This is a genomic window from Chryseobacterium piscicola (genome assembly GCF_900156685.1).
In the GTDB taxonomy this organism is placed as follows: Bacteria; Bacteroidota; Bacteroidia; order Flavobacteriales; family Weeksellaceae; genus Chryseobacterium; species Chryseobacterium piscicola.
Genome location: NZ_FTOJ01000003.1, coordinates 26145 through 47180, shown reverse-complemented (window position 1 = coordinate 47180; position 21036 = coordinate 26145). Strand labels below are relative to the sequence as shown.

Annotated in this window: 21 protein-coding genes; 5 read left to right on the top strand and 16 right to left on the bottom strand. The window is 31.6% G+C overall.

Features of this window, described 5'->3' with window-relative positions; translation table 11 throughout:
• Positions 1–106 precede the first annotated feature (106 nt).
• Entirely contained in the window at positions 107–301 is a 195-nt protein-coding gene (locus tag BW939_RS06270) for a hypothetical protein (RefSeq protein ID WP_123891576.1), read from the bottom strand.
• Between the two features lie 193 nt (positions 302–494).
• Between BW939_RS06270 and BW939_RS06265 the strand changes: the two genes are divergently transcribed.
• On the top strand, positions 495–2339 hold the full coding sequence (locus BW939_RS06265) for a helix-turn-helix domain-containing protein (RefSeq protein ID WP_123891577.1): 1845 nt from the start codon (positions 495–497) through the stop codon (positions 2337–2339).
• Here BW939_RS06265 and BW939_RS06260 read toward each other — a convergent pair.
• From BW939_RS06260 to BW939_RS06230, 7 genes are all read right to left on the bottom strand, one after another.
• Positions 2299–3276 (bottom strand): polyprenyl synthetase family protein, encoded by a 978-nt coding sequence (locus tag BW939_RS06260; RefSeq protein WP_076450932.1) that lies wholly within the window; start codon positions 3274–3276, stop codon positions 2299–2301. The two genes, BW939_RS06265 and BW939_RS06260, sit on opposite strands and share 41 nt — an antisense overlap.
• A gap of 100 nt (positions 3277–3376) precedes the next feature.
• The gene (locus tag BW939_RS06255; RefSeq protein ID WP_076450930.1) at positions 3377–4255 is read right to left on the bottom strand and encodes a hypothetical protein; all 879 of its coding nucleotides are present in this window, start codon (positions 4253–4255) and stop codon (positions 3377–3379) included.
• A gap of 65 nt (positions 4256–4320) precedes the next feature.
• The gene (locus BW939_RS06250) at positions 4321–4635 is read right to left on the bottom strand and encodes a hypothetical protein (protein WP_123891578.1); all 315 of its coding nucleotides are present in this window, start codon (positions 4633–4635) and stop codon (positions 4321–4323) included.
• Between the two features lie 113 nt (positions 4636–4748).
• Positions 4749–5783: a dual-specificity RNA methyltransferase RlmN gene (gene rlmN / locus BW939_RS06245; RefSeq protein WP_076450927.1), complete on the bottom strand. Its 1035-nt coding sequence runs from the start codon at positions 5781–5783 to the stop codon at positions 4749–4751.
• An 86-nt stretch (positions 5784–5869) separates the two neighbouring features.
• A complete protein-coding gene (gene queA, locus BW939_RS06240) occupies positions 5870–6919 on the bottom strand; it encodes a tRNA preQ1(34) S-adenosylmethionine ribosyltransferase-isomerase QueA (protein WP_076450925.1) in 1050 nt (349 codons plus the stop codon).
• Positions 6920–7115: 196 nt separating this feature from the next.
• Positions 7116–7772, bottom strand: a complete 657-nt coding sequence (locus tag BW939_RS06235) for a hypothetical protein (protein WP_076450923.1) — start codon at positions 7770–7772, stop codon at positions 7116–7118.
• Positions 7769–8257 carry a DNA-deoxyinosine glycosylase gene (locus tag BW939_RS06230; RefSeq protein WP_076450922.1) on the bottom strand — a complete coding sequence of 163 codons (489 nt, stop codon included), beginning with the start codon at positions 8255–8257 and terminating at the stop codon, positions 7769–7771. The genes BW939_RS06235 and BW939_RS06230 overlap by 4 nt, the downstream gene beginning before the upstream one ends.
• A gap of 103 nt (positions 8258–8360) precedes the next feature.
• Between BW939_RS06230 and BW939_RS06225 the strand changes: the two genes are divergently transcribed.
• Positions 8361–9521 carry a thioredoxin fold domain-containing protein gene (locus BW939_RS06225; protein WP_076450920.1) on the top strand — a complete coding sequence of 387 codons (1161 nt, stop codon included), beginning with the start codon at positions 8361–8363 and terminating at the stop codon, positions 9519–9521.
• A 63-nt stretch (positions 9522–9584) separates the two neighbouring features.
• On the opposite strand, the gene BW939_RS06220 is transcribed toward BW939_RS06225, so the two are convergent.
• Positions 9585–10457 carry an aldo/keto reductase gene (locus BW939_RS06220; protein ID WP_076450919.1) on the bottom strand — a complete coding sequence of 291 codons (873 nt, stop codon included), beginning with the start codon at positions 10455–10457 and terminating at the stop codon, positions 9585–9587.
• A 109-nt stretch (positions 10458–10566) separates the two neighbouring features.
• On the bottom strand, positions 10567–11274 hold the full coding sequence (locus BW939_RS06215; protein ID WP_076450917.1) for a DUF4294 domain-containing protein: 708 nt from the start codon (positions 11272–11274) through the stop codon (positions 10567–10569).
• 52 nt (positions 11275–11326) lie between these two features.
• On the opposite strand from BW939_RS06215, the gene chrP reads away from it, so the two are divergent.
• Both chrP and rpe read left to right on the top strand, forming a co-directional pair.
• Positions 11327–12403: a chryseobasin maturation metalloprotease ChrP gene (gene chrP / locus BW939_RS06210; RefSeq protein WP_076450915.1), complete on the top strand. Its 1077-nt coding sequence runs from the start codon at positions 11327–11329 to the stop codon at positions 12401–12403.
• A gap of 30 nt (positions 12404–12433) precedes the next feature.
• The gene (gene rpe, locus BW939_RS06205) at positions 12434–13084 is read left to right on the top strand and encodes a ribulose-phosphate 3-epimerase (protein ID WP_076450908.1); all 651 of its coding nucleotides are present in this window, start codon (positions 12434–12436) and stop codon (positions 13082–13084) included.
• Positions 13085–13355: 271 nt separating this feature from the next.
• Here rpe and BW939_RS06200 read toward each other — a convergent pair whose 3' ends face one another.
• The 6 genes from BW939_RS06200 to BW939_RS06175 form a co-directional block, all read right to left on the bottom strand.
• Positions 13356–13775 carry a nucleoside-diphosphate kinase gene (locus BW939_RS06200; protein ID WP_076450907.1) on the bottom strand — a complete coding sequence of 140 codons (420 nt, stop codon included), beginning with the start codon at positions 13773–13775 and terminating at the stop codon, positions 13356–13358.
• Positions 13776–14087: 312 nt separating this feature from the next.
• Positions 14088–15020: a ribosome small subunit-dependent GTPase A gene (gene rsgA / locus BW939_RS06195; protein WP_076450905.1), complete on the bottom strand. Its 933-nt coding sequence runs from the start codon at positions 15018–15020 to the stop codon at positions 14088–14090.
• Positions 15021–15126: 106 nt separating this feature from the next.
• Positions 15127–16206, bottom strand: coding sequence for a chorismate mutase (locus tag BW939_RS06190; RefSeq protein WP_076450904.1), 1080 nt, complete (start codon positions 16204–16206; stop codon positions 15127–15129).
• A gap of 383 nt (positions 16207–16589) precedes the next feature.
• Positions 16590–17021 carry a hypothetical protein gene (locus tag BW939_RS06185; protein ID WP_228417144.1) on the bottom strand — a complete coding sequence of 144 codons (432 nt, stop codon included), beginning with the start codon at positions 17019–17021 and terminating at the stop codon, positions 16590–16592.
• A gap of 185 nt (positions 17022–17206) precedes the next feature.
• Positions 17207–18292: a DNA polymerase III subunit gamma/tau gene (gene dnaX / locus BW939_RS06180; RefSeq protein WP_076450902.1), complete on the bottom strand. Its 1086-nt coding sequence runs from the start codon at positions 18290–18292 to the stop codon at positions 17207–17209.
• An 86-nt stretch (positions 18293–18378) separates the two neighbouring features.
• Positions 18379–19017, bottom strand: coding sequence for a TetR/AcrR family transcriptional regulator (locus tag BW939_RS06175; protein ID WP_076450901.1), 639 nt, complete (start codon positions 19015–19017; stop codon positions 18379–18381).
• Between the two features lie 550 nt (positions 19018–19567).
• Between BW939_RS06175 and BW939_RS06165 the strand changes: the two genes are divergently transcribed.
• Entirely contained in the window at positions 19568–21031 is a 1464-nt protein-coding gene (locus BW939_RS06165; protein ID WP_076450897.1) for a phytoene desaturase family protein, read from the top strand.
• Positions 21032–21036 lie beyond the last annotated feature (5 nt).

The window sequence follows — 21036 nt, the reverse complement described above, 5'->3', positions numbered from 1 at the left end:
TAAATATGATGAAAAAAAAAGTTCCTTACGTAAAACACGCAAGGAATCTAAAAACACAAATGATGAAAAAAAAAAAAAAAAATTGTTATATATGAAAGTGGTTTGGTTATCTTTTGGGAGGTGGGATTGGATCCCCCTCTAAAGGTATAGCTGCATTAGTAGAATCTTGAATCTTCTGTGAAGCTTTATTAATCAATTTAAGATTTTCAAAATCTTCATTGCTAAAATTGTCATCATCTTGACGACAAGAAATTACTGTTGTTAGTAATACTGCTGAAAAAAATAATACTAATTTTTTCATATTATTTATTTTATAAAGTTTAATTTTTAGTTCGAATAATTTTCTATTGCAAACATACAGCGTAAAAGAATTTAAAGTCAAATTTTCTAACGGGAAATACATAAAAAATGACCGGCAATTTTTAAATTTTCGGTTTTTTATTCAAATTAATTATGTTAATATTGTAGACTTATAAATTTATAAAAAACCTAAAGTGAGTCTCAAGTTCCCACATATTCTCCGTAACAGACTGACTGTAAGACTTATTCTTTGTTTATTTACGATTTTCTTGTTTACAGATAATCTAAATGCGCAGGATAATTCTAAAAAAAAGATTGAATATCAAGAAATTGAATTAAAGATTGATAGTTTCCACAATGATCAAAAAAAAGCATGGGAACTTATTCAAAAATATATTAAGAAAGCAAAAGATGAAGGTAATAAAGAAGCACTTGTATATGCATACCGCTATGCGAGCAATTTTTCTCAATATCCAGAAAATATAAGAAACGCAAATCTGGCTCTTTCTATTGCTAAAGATTCTAAAGACGAAAGACTATTGGCAAATGCATATCTGAATAGAGGAACTATGTATTTCCAGGAAGGCTATTACCAAAAGTCATTAGATGATGTTTTGGTTGCCAATATTAATGCAAACAATATCAACGATGAATATATCATCTATAAAAGCATTTACCTAATCGCTCAAAACAAAATTTATCTTGGTTTACACGAAGATGCAGCAAAAGAACTGTTAATATGTATTGATTTTTTTAAAAAAAGAAGCACAGATTCAAAATTTGGGCAAGATTATCAAACATATTATATCTATTCTATGTTGAGCTATATAGATAATAATACTAAAATGGGTAAAATGCAGGAGAATCAAAAGCTTATCTCCGAAAGCATCAATTATCTGGAAGACAACGATCTACAACAATTCATACCTTACTTTATCTCATCTCAAGGTACAGACGCCTATTACCAGAAAGATTACAAATCATCAATTGCCAAACTCACACAAGCATTAGAGATGTATAATGATAAATATCCACACATTACAGAAATTTATTATTTGGGGCTAAATAACTGGAAGATTGGTAAAAAAACGATCGCAGTAAAATTCATGGAGGTAATAGATAATCAGTACAACAAATCAAACAGATTAGATCCTCAATTCAGATCTGCTTATGAAATATTGATTAAATACAATGATTCAATTAAAAATAGAGATAAGCAGCTAGAATACATTGATAAACTGATGATTCTAGATAAATCATACGAGAAAAACTTTAAGTATTTATATCCAAAAATCAATAAAGAATATGATACAAAAAAATTAATTTCTGAGAAAAACAAAGTAGAAAATCTTCTTATATTGAGAAGCAATATCTTTATTCTTATTCTTGTAATAAGTTTAGGTATTATTTTATTTTTTAGTATTCGATATTACAGAATCAAAAAATTGTACAAACAGAGGTTTGAAAATATTATTACAAATTCTGAAACAGAGCATAAAAAACATTTCGCACCAAAAGAAATTGTAGAAAATCCTATTCTGGAAGTTCAAAAACCTATTGCGATTTCAGACAAAGATGTAAAAGAACTTAATTTAGAAATACTTGATAAACAAGATGAATACTATTCTAAGATTCCAAGCCTAAATACTTTGGTAGTAAAAAGTATTTTAACTCAACTTGAGGTGTTTGAAGCAGAAGAAAGATATCTTGACAGTCAACTGACTCAAAAGATTTTGGTTGAAGAATTGGGTACAAACTCTACTTATCTTTCAAAAATAATCAATACATATAAAGGTTCCAACTTTAATGTATATATAAATAATCTTCGTTTAAATTACATTATCAATTTATTAAGAACTAATGCTCAATATCTTCAATATGATGTAAAAGAATTGGCAAACATTTGTGGGTTCTCAAACGCAGAAAGCTTTTCTGATAACTTTTACAGAAAATTTGAAATTAAACCTTCTTACTTTATAAAAATGATGAAAGAGAAATCTAAAAGTTCCTCTCAATCACATAATCCAACATTAGATTAAGAGAGGTTTTGGCTTCAGAATCCGGAAATTCGTTTAAAATATCTTTTGCCTTTTGCTGAAAATCTTTCATTACCGTAATTGCATAATCTAAACCTCCGGAAGATTTCACAAAATTAATTAATTCCTTCACGCGTTTTTGATCGTTATTGTAACGTTTGATGGTATTAAAATAATATTTTCGATCTTTTTCGTTGGCTATTTTTAGAGTATAAATCAGCGGTAGCGTCATCTTTTGTTCCTTAATGTCTATCCCAACAGGTTTTCCTATAAAGTTTGAGCTTAAATAATCGAATAAATCATCTTTAATTTGAAAAGCCATCCCTGTATAGGTACCGAACTCCATCATTTTCTTGGCTAAATTTTCATCAGCATTATTAGACAAAGCACCAATTTCACAACAAGCAGCAATTAATGTAGCCGTTTTCTGGCGAATAATTTCAAAATAAACCTCTTCTGTAATATCAAGTTTTCTAGCTTTTTCCAGCTGAAGAAGTTCACCTTCAGACATCTCTCTTATCGTTCTAGAAATCACAGAAAGCAAATCGTAATCTTTATGGTCTGTGGAAAGCAATACGGCTTTAGACAAAAGAAAATCACCAACAAGCACAGCAATTTTATTTTTCCATAATGCATTGATTGAAAAAAAATTACGCCGTTTAAAACTCTCGTCAACCACATCATCATGTACCAAAGTTGCAGTGTGAATCAACTCAATCATTGATGCACCACGATACGTTTTTTCGTTGACATCACCTATTAATTTAGCGCATAAAAACACAAACATTGGGCGCATCTGCTTCCCTTTTGTGGTAACAATAAAACGAGTGACTTTATCTAATAAAGGTACTTTACTTTGCATCGATTCATAAAACTTCTGTTCAAAAAGTTTCATTTCTTCGTTGATGGGTCGTTTGATTTCTTCTACAGTATTCGCCACTATTTTTGAATGATGGGTAATTGATATTTACTTCTTACAAAGATAAAATTTTTACTCCAATTTTAACGGAAAATTAATTTTAATCTCAATGCTAGATTTTTTAAAATTTTAATATTCCTTTGGGGACGAAATAGAAAAAAGCATTGCTATTTTTGATGGGATTGTAAAATTTTTCTCCTGATATATAAATTCCATTATGATCTACAGCAATTCCTTCAATTTGCCCTATGCTTAAAGCGCTTCCCAAATAATATTTCTTGGGTTTTTCTTTGAAAAAAATCCCAAGTTCTGTTTCATAGAAAATTGTAAGATAAACTTCTGTTTTTTTGGTATAACCTACTACATATAGTTTTTTATCAAAATAATATGCGTCTGAAATCATAAAGCCTGTCTTAAAAAATTCTACTTCTTGAGCCGCTTGCTTTTCAAAATTATTTGGATCTAGAATATAATGAGTCGTAGATTTTGAAACCCATTCTTTTGTGAAAATATGAATTTTTCCGTTGAGATAAATCATAGATTCCAAATCAAAATCGGTAGCAATATTTTTGGGAGTAAAATCTTTTTGATTTGGATAAAAAAAGGAGATTGTCTTCAAAGAATCATTTTGGAGTTGATTTTCATTGAAAGGAATTTTATAAATCTTTAAATCTTTGCGAGTGCCTTCGTTATTACCAAATTCACCGATATAAAAGTTTTTGCCATCGTTGGCGATAGATTCCCAATCTTTATTTTCAGCATTTACTTTCAAAACTTTGATAATCTTTCCGGATTTTTCATCAATCTGATACAACTCTGGAGTATTTCCACTATCATTGAAAGTGTACAGTTTTTCGTTAAAAAAACTTAAACCTGAAGTCTCACGGATTGAATCATTCAGCGCAGAAACTCTATATTTTTTTAGTTTAAAAATTTCAGATTGCTGTGCGGAATTTAGAATCGAAAAAATGATGGAAAGGATTAGAAAAAGCTTCTTCATTGGGCAAAATTAAAGTTTTTCTTTTTAAGATTTGTTAAATGATAAATGTCAAAATTATATTTAAGTTATTTAACGTATCCAATTGCATGGTGTTTACTGTAATAATATTTCGTATAAAAAACCCAAAACCTGTTGTTTGAATAATCTTGTTTAATAATCAAATCATCTTTAGAAGGTAAAAGTGTTACAGCATAAGTTTTTTCAGAATAATTATGTTTTTGAGATGAAACTTCTAAGTTATAGATATTTGAGTTGGTTAAAATTTGGTTTTTCTCTAAAACCAGTTTTCCGGATTTCAGATCAGTAATAATTTCTTCTAAAATTAAATTACACAATCTATCTTGAGAAAAAAACATGATAAAGAGTGAAAAGACAAGCATAAAAATTCCTTTGAATGCTTCTTTCTTTTTTATTTTTTCATAAATAAGATAGAGAATTGAAAAGACAGCAAAAATCGAATTTGAATAAAATAGAATACTCCAAAAAAGAATCATTATTCAGCAGTCTTATTCGCCAATTGTCCGCAAGCTGCATCGATGTCGCCACCACGGCTTTTTCTTACCATGACAGTTACGCCGGCTTTTTCCAATTCACGAACGTATTTTTCTTCTGCGGCAATGCTTCGGTGATCAAATTTACCTTCACCAATTGGGTTGTACTGAATTAAATTTACTTTTGAAGGAACCTGTCGGCAGTATTTAATCAAAGCTTTTATATCTTCATCTTTATCATTGATGCCTTTCCAGACGCAATATTCAAAGGTGATGACAGAGCCTGTTTTTTTATACCAATATTGCAGAGACTCCATAATATCTGTTAAAGGAAATTTATCCGAGAAAGGCATGATTTCATTTCGGGTAGACTCCACTGCAGAGTGAAGAGACAAAGCCAATTTCACACGCAATTCGTCATCTGCCAACATCTTAATCATTTTTGGAATCCCCGATGTAGAAACGGTAATTCTTCTGGGCGACATCCCCAAACCTTCAGGTTGAGTAATTTTTTTGATGGCTTCTACTACATTTTTGTAGTTCATCATAGGCTCCCCCATTCCCATAAACACGATGTTGCTCAGCGGTCTGTTGTGATATTCTCTACTCTGCCTGTCAATAAGTGCTACCTGATCTACAATTTCTGCAACTTCAAGATTTCTCATTCTTTTGAGCTTGGCTGTTGCACAAAACTCACAATTCAGGGAACAACCTACTTGCGATGATACACAAGCTGTGGTTCTGGTTTCTGTAGGAATCATTACAGATTCTACCATTAATCCATCGTGCAATTTTACACCATTTTTAATGGTTCCATCTGTAGATTTTTGAAATTGGTCTACAGCCGCAGGATTCATTATAAAATCACGAATAAGATTTTCCCTCAAATTTTTAGAAAGATTCGTCATCTCTTCAAAAGAGTGAAGATTTTTACTCCAAATCCAGTCGTAGACTTGTTTTGCACGGAAAGGTTTTTCGCCAATAGTGCCGAAATAGTCTTTGAGTTGATCAAGAGATAAGGTTCTGATGTCTTTCATTAAATTGTAGGATGTGGGATGATATAATGTTAGAAATTTGGGTACAGAATTTAATGCTTCAAGTACCCAATTTTCAGCTTTCTTTTTTAAAGAATCAACATAGCATCACCGTAAGTGTAGAACTTGTATTTTTCTCTTACAGCCTCTTCGTAAGCTTGCATTAGAAAATCTTTTCCTGCAAACGCCGCAATCATCATCATTAATGTAGATTTTGGTGTGTGGAAATTGGTAATCATACAGTTGGCAACGCCGAAATCGTGTGGTGGGAAAATAAATTTATTGGTCCAACCACTGAATGCAGAGATTTTTTTGTTTGAAGAAACAGATGTTTCAAGAGTTCTCATTGTTGTAGTTCCTACGGCACAAACTCTTCTATTTTCATCCACAGCTTTGTTGATGATTTCAGCATTTTTTTCGTCAATGAAAATTTCTTCAGATTCCATTTTATGTTTCGAAAGATCTTCCACCTCAATTGGGTTGAATGTTCCTAGACCAACATGAAGCGTTACTTCAGCAAAATCAATTCCTTTGATTTCTAATCTCTTCATTAAATGTCTTGAAAAGTGAAGACCTGCAGTAGGTGCTGCTACAGCTCCTTCTACCTTTGCATAAATCGTTTGATATCTTTCAGCATCTTCTGGCTCAACGTCTCTTTTTATGTATTTTGGAAGTGGTGTTTCTCCCAATTCTTTTAGTTTGGTTCTGAATTCTTCATAAGGACCATCATACAAAAATCTCAAAGTTCTACCTCTGGATGTAGTATTATCTATTACTTCAGCAACTAAAGACTCATCTTCAGTAAAGAATAATTTGTTACCTATTCTGATTTTTCTAGCGGGATCTACCAAAACATCCCAAACACGGGTTTCTTTATCAAGCTCTCTTAATAAGAAAACTTCAATTTTGGCTCCTGTTTTTTCTTTATTTCCGTAAAGACGTGCCGGGAAAACTTTTGTATTATTGAATATAAAAAGATCTTTTTCGTCAAAATAATCTACGACATCTTTAAACTGTTTGTGTGTAATAGTTTGGTTCTTTCTATCCAAAACCATCAATCTTGCTTCGTCTCTATGTTCGGCAGGATGTTCTGCTAGTAACTCTTCAGGAAGGTCAAAATTAAAGTCTGATGTTTTCATTTTTTTAAATTACGGTTTAAAAATTATCAATTACATTATGTAATTTACGAGGTGCAAATATACGACATTCAACACCCCTTTGTCAAGTGTTTTGGAGGAAATAAAAAATCACAATAATTATTTACTCTATTTTGAGAATAATTTGTCAGAGAATGAAATTTGAAAATTTGGCGCGTTAAAATTACTTAATGAATTTTTATTCTACAGTGAAAATGATTTCTACCGGTTCAATCACTTTTAATTCTAAGCTTTTTGTAGCACCATCAAATTCGCTGGTTGCGGAAGTTAAGATCATATTTTCTGGCAATGAAATCTTCTTTTTTACACCATAAAAGTCAAGCAAGTTTTCTAAACCTACAAATGCCAGATCATCTTTATATTTGTGAAACGAGACCAGAGCTTTCGTACTGTATTTCTTAGAGTCAGCTTTTTTAGATTCTTTAATTTCATAATTGAAAATAATACCGTCATTATACAAAGGAACGGCGGTTATGACTCTATTGTTAAACTCATCTTCAAATTGTTTTTTTACATTTTTCAGTTTCTCTGATTTTACATAAATAAAATCTTCATTTTTTAGCGGAAAATTTTCATTTTTGAGATCAAAATAATACAGAATATCATTGGGATAATCTGCAATCATCACTCCGGATCTCGTTTTCTCCCCCTTAATAATCTTGGCTTTGTAACTCTGGTTTTTAGAATTTATAAGACTGTAAAACTCATTTGATGAGATTTCTTTATTTCGTTTTATTTCTGAAGTGTATCCTAAATAATTATCAAAATGATAGGTTTTTTGAGAAAACAGGAACGATGAAACAAAACAGAAAATTGCAGATAAAAATATTTTCATAAGTAGGTCTTTAAAATCTTCCAGTCTTCCAGCTTCTTTTCAAATGAAATTGTGTGAAGCGGACTGGTTGACGGCAATAAATATAAAGGAATTTCAGAATTTTTGTCTAAAATTTTCTTCAGATTTTTATAGGACTTTCCGCCGTTACAAAATATTGCCCGAATATTTGGATGGGTTTGCAAAAGATTTTTAATATCGTTGGCTTCCTCATTTCTGATTTCAGAATCAAGGCTGCCTTTCCTTTCGCAGGTGTCTATTGCATCCCAAACTGCAATTTTATTTTTCTTTAAAATCTCAATTTTTTCAACATAATTTTCAGTAAAATCCACCTCAAACAATTCAAAAATAATTTTCCAGAATTTGTTTTGTGGATGACCGTAATATTCTTGCTTTTCCAAAGATTTCACTCCTGGAACTGATCCTAAAATTAAGATTTTAGATTCTTGGTCAATAATAGGTGGAAAAGATGAAATTCTGTTTTGCATAATCAAATATATCAATTGAAAACTTAATGAATGTTAATTATCAATATTATTCACGAACAAATAGAATAATTTTTAAATTTGTATAAAATAATTATTAGTTTAAATGAAAAAACTTGCAATCATCTCTTCCTTGTTTATTAGCGTAATTTCTTTCGCACAAGGAATAAAATTTCAAGAAGGCGATTTTAAAAGTCTTCTTGCAAAAGCAAAAAAAGAAAACAAACTTATTTTCGTTGATGCATACGCCGTTTGGTGCGGACCCTGCAAATTAATGGTAAAAAATATTTTTCCTAAAAAAAATGTTGGTGATTATTATAACGCAAATTTCGTAAATGCCAAAATTGATATGGAAAAAGGCGAAGGTATTGATCTTGCAAAGAAATACAATGTAAAAGCTTTCCCAACATATCTTTTCATCAACGGAGATGGCGAAGAAGTACATAGAACTTTGGGTTATGTTGAAGAAAAAGAGTTTATACAGTTTGCAATGGATGCAGGAGACCCAAATAAGAGACTTACCACTCTTAAAGCAAAATTTGACAAGGGAGAAAAAAACCCTGAATTTCTAAAAAATCTTGCAAAACTTACTATTTACAATGATTCACAATTTGCAGAAAAAGTTCTTGAGCGTTACTTCAAAGAAAAATCAACTTTTGATATGGAAGATGTTCAAATGTTGTTGACATCGGCTCAAAATACAGAAAGCCCTTTGTATAAAATATTCAAAGAGAGAAAAGCAGATATTATCAAAGTTTTTCCTGAAGCGAATTATGAAGCATTTGATAAAAACGTAAGAGTAAATGCAATTTTTAAAAAATCGTACAATGCTGAAAAAAAATCTTGGGATGACACCTATTTCTTAGCAGAAGCTCAGAAGTTTTTATCTAAAGAAGAAGCTGAAAAAGTTTTGAAAAAAGCAAAAATGGGAAGAGCCGCAAGAGGTAAAGATTTCAAAACCTACGAAGCTCTTGCTTTGGAAATCTATAAAGATTACCAAACTCTTTCTTCTAATGAGCTAAACGAAATTTCTTGGAATTTCTTTGAAAACGTAGATTCAAAATCTGGTCTTGAGACCGCAGTAAAATGGGCGCAAGAATCTATAAAAAAAGAAGAAAGCTATGCTAATACAGATACTTTAGCTAATCTCTATAACAAACTTGGAGATAAGAAAAACGCTAAAATTTGGGCAGAAAAATCTGTTAATTTAGGAAAAGCAGCGGGTGAAGATGTGGGAGAAACAGAAAGCTTGTTGAAAAGTTTATAAATCTTTAGAGTTTTTACAGTTAATAAAAGTCCGGCTTTTTTGCCGGACTTTGTTTTTTTACTATTAAATATCTGCTCGTGAATTGAGCATTTTTTGTTCCCATTCCGGATCTTTTGGATCAAAGAAAAGTCTTTTTCCAGTATCTAAACTTCTTACCACATTCATTTCTTCTTCTGTAAGTTCAAAATTGAAAACATTAAAATTTTCTTCAATCCTAGAAAGTGTAACAGATTTTGGAATTACGCAGAAACCTTCTTGCAAATGCCATCTTAAAATAATCTGCGCAACTGTTTTATCATATTTAGAAGCTATTTTTTTTAAGCTTTCAGTTTCCAAAAGTGATTTATTACCATTTCCAAGAGGACTCCAAGGCTGAGTAATAATGTTATTTTCACGATGATAAATTTGCAATTCTTTTTGTTGGAATATTGGGTGTAATTCTATTTGATTAATGACCGGCAGAATATCAGCATTAGCTTTCAAGACTTCTAATTTTTCTACTGTAAAATTACAAACACCAATAGCTTTTATTTTTCCTTCATTATACAATTCTTCCAAAGCTTTCCAAGCATCTAAAAAATCCCCAAAAGGCCAATGAATAAGGTACATATCTAGATAATCAAGCTGTAATCTTTCTAATGTTCTTTGGAAAGCTCCTTTTGCATTTTCATATCCGTGATCTTGTACCCAAAGTTTTGAAGTAATAAAAAGTTCATCTCTATGAACTCCACAGTTTTGAATTGCTTTGCCCACAGCAACTTCGTTGAGATATATTGATGCTGTATCAATCATTCTATAGCCCAATTTAATTGCATTAATTACAGCTTCTTCACATTGCGTAAGATTTTCCATTTGCCAAACTCCGAAACCTAAAGATGGAATTGCCACACCATTATTAAGAGTAATTGTTGGCTGACCTTGATATTTTTTCTGCATGATTTTGTCTTGATTTTTAAAAAAAGATATTGTTAGAATTAAAAACTAACTTTAATAGAAACTTAAAATGGATGAAAATAAATATTAAATTGTAAAATTAATTTCTAATTTATCGTGGATATTTAAAATTTTTTGCTCCTGGATAGGGCTGCAGATAACCCGAATTCCAGTTAGACTGCAAGAGAGATTCTAAAAACTCATCTGTTCTGTTGACGTGAGGATTGTATTTTTGCTTCAAGTCAATGTCTGCTACTTTTCCTTTCACATTCCACCAAAACGCGCTCCATCCACCACGCAACTCTTTAATAATTTCGAAAACATTTTTTCCTGTTGCGCGATTCATTAATTTAGCAAAAACCTGTCCTTCAGTTGTCGTTAAATCTTTTAATTGCTTTTCATATTGATCAGCAAGCATATTTTGGCGGTCTCTTACGAATTTTCTTCTTGCATCAGAATCCATATCCTGCATATCCGCCTGTATATCTGTATATTGCTGAAGTGCCGTTAAAAAAAGTGGATAAACTCGATACAATTTTTTATTTAGAAAAAGATAAAAATTTTTGTCTAATTGATTGTTGAACTTTGGTTTGTTTACCAAGCGCAATTCATCCATTACAACAACAGTTTCACCATTGATTTCGTAGATTTTGGCTTTTTGTCTTTCATCATAAAAATACTTTTGCCCATATTCATCAGTCCGGAGTTGATCTTGTGGATATTGGCTTAACGGCCTTATTCCCAACGAATCAACAGTTTGAGCCTGTGTACACATCGCAAAAAAAACGAGAAAAGGGAAGAAAATTTTATTTAAAATCATTATTTTTACAGTTCCTATCAAAAAAAATCAACGCAAAAATCATTCCTTTTATATGAAATTTGAAAAGAAATCTCTAAAGTTTTTAGAACAATATCTCAATACTTCGTCACCAACCGGATATGAACATAAAGGTCAAGAAGTTTGGATGAACTACATCAAACCCTACGTAGACACAGTAGAGGTAGATCATTATGGCACATGCTACGGAATAATTAATGCTGAAGCAGAATTCAAAGTCGTTATAGAGGCTCATGCAGACGAAATCTCTTGGTACGTCAATTATATCACAGACGATGGGTTAATTTATGTCATCAGAAACGGCGGTTCAGATCAAACTATTGCACCTTCAAAAGTGGTAAGTATTCATGGCGAAAAAGGTATTGTAAAAGGTGTTTTCGGATGGCCAGCAATCCACACGAGAAGCGCAAACCAAAATGAACCTACCCCGAAAATAGATAATATTTTCATCGATTGTGGTGCGATTTCAAAAGAAGAAGTTGAGGAATTGGGAATTCATGTAGGTTGCATGATTACATATCCTGACGAATTTTTTGAAATGAACGACCGCTATTTCGTTTGCAGAGCTTTAGATAATAGAATCGGTGGATTTATGATTGCTGAAGTGGCAAGACTTTTAAAAGAAAATAAAAAAACGATTCCTTTTGGCTTGTATATCACCAATTCGGTACAGGAAGAAGTAGGTTTGTATGGTGCAGATATGATTGCAGACACCATTAAGCCCAATATCGCTATTGTAACCGACGTTACTCATGATACCACAACACCAATGATTGAAAAGAAAAAAGAAGGCGATCAAAAATGCGGAGATGGCCCAGTAGTTTTTTTCGCCCCAAGTGTACATCACAAAATAAGAGAATTAATTATAGATACTGCAAAATCTGAGAAAATTCCTTACCAAAGAGCAGCTGCAAGTAGAGCTACAGGAACTGATACCGATGCTTTCGCCCACTCTAATGGTGGCGTACCTAGTGCCCTTATCTCTCTACCTTTACGATACATGCACACCACAGTAGAAATGGTTTCAAAAAACGATGTTCAAAACGTTATTAAATTAATCTATGAAACTCTATTGAAAATAACTCCAGAAATGAAACTAAAATACCATTAAGAAACTAAAAAGAAAGTATAAAAAGTAAAAATGAAAACAAAACTCATCGCTCCTTCCTTATTATCCGCAGACTTTGGAAATCTGCAAAGAGACATTGAAATGCTCAACAATTCACATGCCGACTGGTTGCACGTGGATGTAATGGATGGTAGATTTGTCCCGAATATTTCTTTCGGTTTTCCGGTAATGAAAACAATTCAACAACATGCTAAAAAATTTGTAGACGTACACTTAATGATTGTAGAGCCTGAAAAATATGTTGAAGAATTTATAAATCACGGTGCAGACTTGGTGTCTATACATTTTGAAGCTTGCACGCATCTCCACAGAACAATTCATCACATCCAAAATTTGGGTGCAAAAGCTGGAGTTGTTTTAAATCCGTCTACACCTGTTTTGATGTTGGAAGATATTATTAATGATGTAGATTTGGTTCTATTGATGAGTGTAAACCCTGGATTTGGCGGACAAAAATTCATTGAGAATACCTACAAAAAAATTGCAGAAACAAAAGATTTAATTTTAAGCAACAATTCTACGGCACTGATTCAGATTGATGGTGGTGTAAATATTGATAATGCCTCAAAACTTTTTGATGCAGGTGCTGACGTTTTGGTAGCAGGAAACGCAGTTTTCTCAGCAGAAAGCCCAGAAAAAATGATTGAACTCTTAAAAGTTTAATAACAGACAACTTTTATAAATAAAAAGGCTGCCAAAAGGCAGCCTTTGTCATCTCAAATTTGAGCGGATGGTTGATTAGTTTATTTTAGTTTTTAATTGATAAAACAAATTTTCATTTATTTCTATACAAATATATTACAACTTAAAACACAAATCAATCCGTAAAAACACGGTATTTAATAAATAATTCCGGTATTGAATTGGAGGATGTCTTTAAAACAAAAAAAATCCAGACAATGTCTGGATTTTATATATTTTTTTGAATTTTTACTTAGAAAATTTCTCTTCCAGAAAAATGGAACTGAGCTTCAATAAGAGCATTTTCGTCAGAATCTGATCCGTGTACTGCATTTTCACCAATACTTCTTGCAAACATTTTTCTGATTGTACCTTCTGCAGCTTCTGCAGGATTGGTAGCACCAATTAAAGTTCTGAAATCTTCTACAGCATTATCTTTTTCTAAAACTGCAGCTACAATTGGACCTGAACTCATAAATTCTACCAATTCTCCATAAAATGGTCTTTCAGCATGAACTTCATAGAATTTTTTTGCATCAGATACAGTAAGCTGAGTTAATTTTAATGCTTTAATTTTAAAACCTCCTTCAGAAATTTTTCCTAAAATTGCACCGATATGCCCGTCTGCAACTGCATCTGGCTTAATCATAGTGAATGTAATGTTAGACATAATATTTTTTTAATTATTTGCACAAAAATACGAAAATTTTTGAAAAATATGTTTTTAAGTTTTATTTAACATTAAAATAACTTTTTTTAAGAAAAAAACAAAATTCCTTTGGCATAGTAATTGTTTATTAGATTCCGATTCTCATGTTTAATTTGAGTTTTCATGGTTATTAGTTTTTACCCAGCTTCGGCTGGGTTTTTTATTTGTAATAATATACATGATTTATTAAAGAATCAATAATGGTAAATAATTTTATGCATTTATTTTCAATATTTCCATTAGAAACATTAAAAATAAAATAATTTTATCACTTGCTTAGAAATTGTTTAAAGCTTCTTCGTCTGCTTCATCCATCAATTTAATATAGGTAGAATACCGGGAATGTTGAATTTCTCCAGTTTCTAAAGATTGTAAAACAGCGCATTTAGGTTCATTTACGTGAAGACAATTGTGAAACTTACATTCTTTTCTTTTTCTGAAAATTTCAGGAAAATAATGTTGAATTTCTTCTTTTTCAACATCAATCATTGCAAACTCACGTACTCCAGGCGTATCAATCACATTCCCACCAAAATGCCAGAAGTGCATTTGTGCAAATGTTGTGGTATGCTTCCCTTTGAGATGAGTATCTGAAATTTCGGATGTTTTTAGATTTAGATCGGGCTGCAAAGCATTTACCAGAGTAGATTTACCACATCCCGAATGCCCAAAGAAAACCGATGTTCTGTCTTTAAGAAGATTTTGGAGATCTTCAAGATTTAGTTTTGAATACGAGGAAATTTCGAGGGTTTCGTATCCTATTTCATTATAAAGAAATTCAATATCCTTTACCAGTTCTATTTCGTCTTCATTCAATACATCTATTTTATTGAATAAAATTAATGGCGTGATATTGTAAGCTTCACAGCATGCCAAAAAACGATCGAGGAAACCGAGCGAAGTTTCTGGATGTTTTAAAGTAAAAATAAAACAAGCAATATCAATATTAGACGCAATTATATGTGCTTCTTTAGACAAATTGACCGATTTTCTAATAAGATAATTATTTCTCGCTTCAATTTTTGTTATCCATGCTACATCATCGCTCTCTAGCTGAAACTCAACAAAATCGCCAACCGCAAGCGGATTCGTAAGCCTTGTTTTAATTAGCTTAAATTTTCCTCGTATTCTTGCCTCGAAAATTCTATTGGTTTCGAATTGTAAAACTTGGTACCAGCTACCTGTAGATTTTATGATTTTCCCTCTCATTTTTTATAGTCATGCAAATATAAATAATTAAGGTCTGAAAAGTATAAAACATATTGCTTTACTTTTTCAGACCTTTCGGTATTAATTTTAAATATGAATTTTAAAGTTACCTGTTAATCATAATGCTATTTTGCACTTCTATAGATTCTTCATGCACAGCTTTGAAAATCTTCTCTATAAAATCAGGAGACATGCCTGTTTCAGTAGCTTTCTGAGTAGCATATTCTGTAATTTCTTTCCATCTTGCAGGCTGAAATATGGCGATATCGTTTTCTTTTTTAAGTTTTCCTATTTTTTCAGAAATCTTCATTCTTTGTGAAAGCAGCTCTATAATTTGAAAATCTATATCTGAAATTAAGGTACGGTGTCTACCCATTTCTCCTTCAAAGCCTGCAAAATCAGAATTTCTCACTTTTAGATTTGAAATCAAATCTGCCAAAATTTCCGGAGTAATCTGTTGTGAAGCATCACTCCAAGCTTCATCTGGGTTGCTGTGAGTTTCTATTATTGCGCCTTGGTAACCCACATTCAGAGCTTCTTGCGTCACATCTGCCAATCCTGTTCTGTTTCCGCAAATATGTGAAGGATCAATAAGCATTGGAATATTTGGGAACTGACTTTTAAAATCCAAAGCAATCTGCCAATTAGGATTATTTCTGTATTTAGTCTTTTGGTATGTTGAAAATCCTCTATGAATAACGCCGAGATTTTTAATATCTTGGCCTAGCAATCTTTCTAATGCACCAATCCACAATGCCAGATCTGGATTTACTGGATTTTTTACCAAAACTGTTTTTTCCGTTCCCCTTAAAGCTTCTGCAATTTCTTGTACCGTAAAAGGATTTACAGTAGACCGCGCTCCTATCCAGAGAATATCTACATCTGCTTCCAAGGCCGCGGCAACATGATGCGCATTGGCAACCTCAGTAGCTGTTTTAAAACCATATTCTTCTTTTACTTTTTTCAACCAATTGAGACCGATAACTCCTACTCCTTCAAATCCGTTTGGTTTGGTACGCGGTTTCCAGATTCCTGCTCTGAAAATAGGAACATTAATATTATTCTCTCTTATTCTTCTCGCTGTTTCTAGCATCTGTGCTTCGCTTTCTGCACTGCATGGTCCTGCAATCATTAGGGGCTGAGATAAATCATCAATCCAATTGCTGTTTAAATCTTTTAGTGTCATATTAATTATTTTTTTTGTTATAAATACATGAGAATTCAAATTATAATTTTTTTATAATTCTTTTCAAAATTGCCATTAAAAAATTGATGGAAACAAAAACCCATGAGAATGAGCATTGTTTTTTAGGAAAAGAAATTTTAACTAGCTATACCAATAATAACGGTAATAGCTATTCAAATTTCTATAATAATTACCCAACAAAACAGAACAACCACTGATAAATTCAGCAGCCTGATGCCCAAAAGATGAGCTAAATAACAGAGTTGTATTTGAAAAATTTTTCATTTAAAATTTTAAAATAACCTGTAAATCAGTTGATTATACTTTGTTTTTTTTGAATAATTATTTTCGTCTATGAAAATAGTTCAGCAAATATATAAAATTTAAGTTAAATCAAACTTCATAAGGTCATCTAAATCTTTTAATAACGGATTTTTTTCTGTAAATTTTTCGTAGATTTTTCTTTTTGTAAGAACTTCTATTTTCAAATTTTCAAAATCTCTTATGTATTCAATTTCTATAGAATGGTTGTGAACTTTTCTTTTAAAATGATTAAAAAACTCTCCGCTTATCTTGTCAAATTCTGTCTTTGCAGAGTCTGAAGGAAATAAAACCTGAATAATATTTTCTCCTTTTTTCTCTAGTTTAAAACTTTTAATGGCATTAAAAACGAATACATTTTTATTTTGAAGATTTTTTAGTAAAACACTCCATTCCATTTGGAGATCAGTTTCTGTAAAATGATTTTTTGGTAAATTTTCTGTTTTTATACTGAAAACTTCTTCTGTTTCTGCTATCTCTGGTTTAGCATTCATAAAAGATGAAATACTTACCCCTCCAAAAGAAGCTTTTTGTAATGGTTTTGCTACTTTTTTTGGAATATAAGTTTCTGGTGAAACATTATCTTTTATTTCAGTGTTTTCCGTTTTTGGAGTTTCGAGCTTTTTCTCAGGAATACTTTTTTTTATTTCTTGTTTTTCATCAAGAAATGGCGCGAGTATTAAGAACTTTTTTTTTTAAAAACATCAGCTCCACTTGTAAGTGAAGACAGTTGCATCAAGGCAATTTCTACGGTAAGTCTTGGATTTTTAGAGTTTTTGTAATTGATGTCGGCATGATTACAAATTTCTATGCTATCAATTAATAACTGTGGACTCCAGCTTTTAGCTTGTTCTGCAAATTTAGCTTTAGTTTGATCTCCTACTTCAATCAAATCAATAGTTGTAGTATTTTGAGCCATCATCAAATCTCGGAAATGATTTCCTAGACCTGCAATGAATGTATGAGAATCAAAACCTTTCTTTACAATCTCATTAAAAGCAGAAAGTGTTGCAGGAATATTATTTTCTTTCGCTAGGTCAACAATATTCAAATATTGATCGTAATCTAAAATATTGAGTACCTCAGCAGCCTTTGCAAGTGTGATGTTTTTGTGAGAAAATGTAGAAAGCCTGTCGAAAATAGATAATGCATCTCTGAGGGCGCCGTCTGCCTTTTGAGCTATAAGGTACAGAGCATCATCTTCATATAAAATTGATTCTTTTTCAGCAATTTTTTTCAATTGTTCTTGAATATCAGAAATAGTGATTCTTTTGAAATCATAAATCTGGCATCTTGAAAGAATAGTTGGGATAATCTTGTGCTTTTCTGTTGTCGCAAGAATAAAAATAGCATGAGCTGGTGGCTCTTCTAGAGTTTTCAAAAAGGCATTAAAAGCAGACGGAGACAGCATGTGTACCTCGTCTATAATATAAACTTTGTATTTACCAACTTGTGGAGCGAATCTTACTTGATCTATAAGCTCACGAATATCATCAACTGAGTTATTGGATGCAGCATCCAACTCGTAGATATTATAAGCGAATCCATCTTCTGAAAGCGAACCATCTTTTTCGTTTATTTTTCTGGCAAGAATTCTTGCACAGGTTGTTTTTCCTACACCTCTCGGTCCACAAAATAACAAAGCCTGAGCAAGTTGGTTTTCTTCTATAGCATGTTCTAAGGTATCTGTAATATGAGACTGCCCAACTACAGTGTCAAACTGCTGTGGACGGTATTTTCTTGCAGATACTATAAAATTTTCCATTGCCCAAAAGTAAGAATAATTGTTTTAATTTGAAAATTTTATATCTCCAAATTTTATCAGAAAAGTAAATCTTCAGTGAAGAAGATTTACTTTTTAGTTTCTTTTTTTGAGTAGGCATAATCTACCATTTCTTCAATAGCTGCTTCAATTTCTTTTCTTCCGCTTTCACTTTTTAAATCAATTCCGCAGAAAGTACTTCCATTGTGTGCTGTGTAAAGGTTTAAATGGTAAATACCTGCTATCATCAATGCAGTCATTGCTCTATAGCTTCTAGAATCGTCACCAAAATGAGGATCTGTAATATTTTTAAACAATTCTTCACCAATAATCTCACGTTCTTCTAGAATTTTCTTCAAAACTGGTCTGCTTTCAGAAAGTTCCCAAACCAATATTTTCTGTAACTCTTTATTTTTCTTAAGATTCTCAAATTGGCTTAGCATAGCCATTTTTGAAAGTTTTTTTCCTCCATCCGAAAGATCAACATCATTTTCACCACTGAAATTACTCCAGTAATCTTGAGATTTTATATATTCATCGATAAGTTTATCTGTGCTACCGAAATATTCGTAGATAAGCTTTTTATCATATCCTGCAACAGCAGCGATTTTGCTTACCATTAATCCCGAATATCCTTTGGTTTTAAGGATTTTCCCTACCGCTCCTAGGAGCTTTTGTTTGGTCTTTTCTTTGTCTCTGATAGGACCTTGTACTACTTTTCTTGGCATTTTTTTTATTATTTCTGCAATGTGCAATTGATATTTTTTACTTGAACTTAAACTGAATATTTATGAATTATTTAATTTTCGATCTATATATTAATTTAAATTCGAGCAATTTGTGTTTTGAAAATTTAATCATTTTTAATTTAATAAAGTTAAAACACCTAAAGTGCTGAAAATATAACCATATTGAACTAAATTTTAAACAAAAGTTTAACATTCAATAAATGATAACTGTATCTTTTACGTTGAAGAAATCTGAAATTACCAATTAAAAAATAAATCCTCTGTTTTTATAGTAGTTAAATTAATATTTTTTGTGTTAAAAATGCTAATAAAATATTTTGAGGTTGGCTTAGTGTTTTATCCAAAATCTGTTCCAAAAGAGGTATCAGAAATTGAAATAGTGGTTGTAAAGATATAAAAAAGTTGAATGTGGTATCACTTTTTTGATAAAAATTTATCTTTAACGAATTATTTAGGTAAAAAACCTTATAAATAATGATTTTGGCAGAAATATTGAAGCTGTAAAATTGAGAAAAAAACAATAATTACTATGAAAAGAAAAATTGCTGTAATTGGGTCTGGGTTTTCGGGACTCTCTGCTGCATCCTACGCCGCAAAAAATGGTCACGATGTACATGTATTCGAAAAAAACAGCAGTTTTGGTGGTAGAGCCAGACAATTTACAACAGAAAACGGGTTTGTTTTTGATATGGGACCAAGCTGGTATTGGATGCCCGATATTTTCGACTCTTATTTTGCAGATTTTGGTAGAAAAACCTCAGATTTTTATGAACTTATTTCTCTAAACCCGCAATTTGAAATGGTTTTTTCAGACAGCAATATAGATCTGCCCCAAGATTTTGAAGAGATGAAAACACTTTTCGAAACTTTAGAACCTGGATCAGGAAATATGCTTGAAAAATTCATGGAAGATGCCAAATATAAGTATGAGGTAGGAATGAAGGATTTTGTAAATAAACCATGCTTTTCTTGGACAGAATTTTTCTCTTTGAAAATTTTAAAAAGTGCTTTTAAATTAAATCTTCTCTCAGACTTTAGAAGTTTTGTTGGCCAATATTTTAAAAATAAAAAATTACAAACTTTGATGGAATTTCCGGTAATTTTTTTGGGAGCATCTCCTTCAAAGATTCCTGCTTTATACAGTTTGATGAATTATGGCGGTTACAAGCTGGGAACCTACTATCCTTTGGGAGGTTTTTATAAAATTATAGATGGCATGATAAGCATTTGTAAAGATTTAGATGTGAAATTTCACAATAATTCTCCCGTAGAAAAAATTAATGATGAGAACGGTAAGGTAAAATCCATCATCGTAAACGGAGAAGAAATTGAATTCGACAGCGTTATTGCTTCCTGCGATTATCACCATACCGATTCTAAACTTTTAAATAAAGATGCCAAAAATTACAGCTCAGAATATTGGAAATCAAAAACTTTTGCTCCATCTTGTTTGATTTTTTATTTAGGTATTAAAGAAAAATTAAATATTAAACATCACACGTTATTTTTTGAAAATGACCTAGATTTACATACAGACGAAATTTATAAAGATAAAAAATGGCCTTCTCAGCCTTTGTTTTACGCTTGTTGCCCATCAAAAACTGATGATAAAGTAGCTCCTGAGGGTTGCGAGAATGTATTTTTGTTGATGCCGATTGCCACAGGAATAGAAGATTCTGAGGTAATGAGAGAAAAATATTTCGCCGAAATGATTGAAAGACTAGAAAAACATACCGGCACAGAAAATTTAGCACAAAAGATAATTTATAAAAAAAGCTATTGTTTAGATAATTTTATACAAGATTATAACGCTTATGAAGGCAACGCTTACGGTTTAGCCAATACTTTGAGCCAAACAGCAGTTTTAAAACCATCTTTAAGAAACAAAAAAATAAAAAATCTCTTCTACACCGGCCAACTTACAGTTCCTGGACCAGGAGTTCCGCCGTCTATTATCTCTGGGAAAATTGCAGCTTATCAAGCCACACTTTAATATAA